Origin of the sequence: Paenibacillus agaridevorans (genome assembly GCF_003112455.1) — a bacterium.
Lineage (GTDB): Bacteria > Bacillota > Bacilli > Paenibacillales > Paenibacillaceae > Pristimantibacillus > Pristimantibacillus agaridevorans.
This window is the reverse complement of record NZ_BDQX01000196.1, coordinates 1-2,463: the sequence shown is the minus strand read 5'-3', so window position 1 is coordinate 2,463 and position 2,463 is coordinate 1. Positions and strand designations below refer to the sequence as shown.

The window sequence follows — 2,463 nt, the reverse complement described above, 5'->3', positions numbered from 1 at the left end:
GCTTCCTTGGCCCATTGGGGGGCGTCAAACAGATCGATGGCATGGATGTAATGCCCTTCGAAATACCCGCCGGCAGGCGCAGGCTGCTCGGAAGAGAAGCCTTCTTCCGTCAGCCAGATCGTCTCCTCGCCGCTGTGCAGACGGAATCCGTAGCTGAATCGTTTAAATTCCGGCCGGATGACGGCCTCCCAATAATCATGCAGGCCATCCGCGGCGATGTGGTCCATTTCGATTTCCTGGCAATGATGATCCCAGTCGTATTTATCCCCAGCAATCGCAACAACTCGCTCGACATCATTACGTTTGGTTTTAAGACGCAAATGGAACGTCTCGGGATCATAGGCATACGCCCATCTGTGGCTGGGGGAGTGGTAGATGCTCTCTAATTGCACGGGGTCAGCTCCTTTTCTCAGTACTCTTGTGTTTCAATAGGTGCGTTAAAAGAACGATGGGATAGATCGTTCCCTTTTTGGCCTTTGTATGTTAGTACACTTGTTTCCATCGTTATTAAACATTTGATGTTTCAGCAAAAACAGCGACAGCCAGGATTTTTTTCCCTAGCTTCCGCTGTTTTTGCTGAAGATCCTGTTAAATCGACCTGTAAAGACATGAAATTGAAATTTTATACAAAAATTAATATTTAACTATTTTAACTATTAAATTATACTTTCTTTGTTTCGTGATTCAATAGTAACAAAAATAGGTCTATAGTCCATGTTGAAGGGGAAGTGAGTATGGTTAGAAGATTAGTTATAGTTCTTGTTATGGTTGCATTGCTTTTACAAAACATGTTTGTGCAAGAGAAAGCATCGGCGGAGTCATTCATGTTTCCGAGTGTTGCAGCGGGAGAAACTCACACTTTGTTTCTCATGCCGGATGGTAAAGTCAAAGGTGTTGGCTATAACAATAATAGGCAAGTCGGCTATGGTACGAGTAGCACCGTCACGACGCCAACAGATCTTGGATTAAAGGATATTCGTCAGGTCGCAGCCGGAACTATGAGTTCCTATGCAGTCAATCAAGCGGGAGAAGTTTATGTTTGGGGATTCAATGGTAATGGCGAACTAGGTACAGGCAATACTTCGACTATTTCAACACCTACTAAAAATCCAAATTTAACAAATATAGTGCAAATTTCTGTAGGAAGTAACTTTGCTGTTGCTTTGGTGAAAGATGGAACTTTGCGGGCATGGGGAAACAATGGTTCCGGGCAACTAGGAAACGGAACGACATCAAGTTCTTTGGTTCCTATTATGGTGCCTGGGATTACAGGCGTTAAGAAAATCGCTGCTGGTTCTAATCATGTTGTTGCATTATTAAACGATGGAACTGTGAGAGTCTGGGGTTTCAACATTATTGGTCAATTAGGTTTGGGCCATATTAATAACGTTTTATCACCTACTCAACTATCAAGTCTTTCTAACATCAGAGATATAAGTGCAAGAGGGCATCAGTCTTATGCAATTTTGAATAATCATACAGTCAGAGCATGGGGGGATAATAGCTACGGCCAATTAGGTATTGGTTCTACTACACAAGCAACATCCCCAGTACTAATCAGTGGACTGTCTGATGTGTTTTCCATCGCACCAGGCAACGAGTATGCTATAGCAGTTCTGCAAAATGGAAAAGTAAAGGTTTGGGGGGAAAATAGCAATTATCAATTAGGTCTCAGTTCTACGGGTAACCAACTAACCCCAGCGGATATACTGATGGATGATATTTTATTTGCAGCAGGCGGAATGTCTAGTAGCTTCTTGGTAACCAAAAACTACGATGTGTTTGGTATGGGTCTCAACAGCAATTACCAACTGGGCTTAGGGGACTACACTAATCGAAACATACCGACAAAAATTAATCTACAAGTAATGACGGTCCCACTTCAAGCAAGAGGTTATTTTGATCATAATTTTGTTGCTGCGGGAGCAATGTCAAATAGTTCATTTTTTTATTTAAACGGAGATTTGCTTGCCACAGGGGGGAATACCTCCGGTCAATTAGGTCTGGGAGACACAACAACTAAACTTATCCCCCTCCTATTATCTAATATGTCAGGAATTAAACAATTGGCGTCTAGTAATTCGCATACCCTAGTACTAATGGAAGATGGGACGGTTAAAGCGTGGGGATCCAACTCATCCGGTCAATTGGGATTAGGAGACCCAACTATAAGAAAGATTCCAACAACGATAACCGACCTGACGGGAGTAAAACAATTAGCAGCAGGCGGTTCTCATTCCATTGCACTCATGGAGGACGGAACGGTTAAGGGGTGGGGATCCAACTCATCCAGTCAATTGGGATTAGGAGACCCAAATGACAGAAGTATACCAACAACCATAACAGGTTTAACGGGAGTGAAGCAATTAGTAGCGGGTAGTTCCCACACCTTGGCGCTTATGGAGGATGGAACGGTTAAGGCGTGGGGATCCAACTCATCCGGTCAACTGGGATTAGGAAACA

General features: G+C 43.3%; 2 protein-coding genes. One reads left to right on the top strand and one right to left on the bottom strand.

Features of this window, described 5'->3' with window-relative positions:
• A partial coding sequence (locus PAT3040_RS38765; protein WP_258235049.1) for an alpha amylase N-terminal ig-like domain-containing protein occupies positions 1-392 on the bottom strand: 392 nt, incomplete at its 3' end.
• 342 nt (positions 393-734) lie between these two features.
• On the opposite strand from PAT3040_RS38765, the gene PAT3040_RS18660 reads away from it, so the two are divergent.
• A partial coding sequence (locus PAT3040_RS18660) for an RCC1 domain-containing protein (RefSeq protein WP_108993911.1) occupies positions 735-2,463 on the top strand: 1,729 nt, incomplete at its 3' end.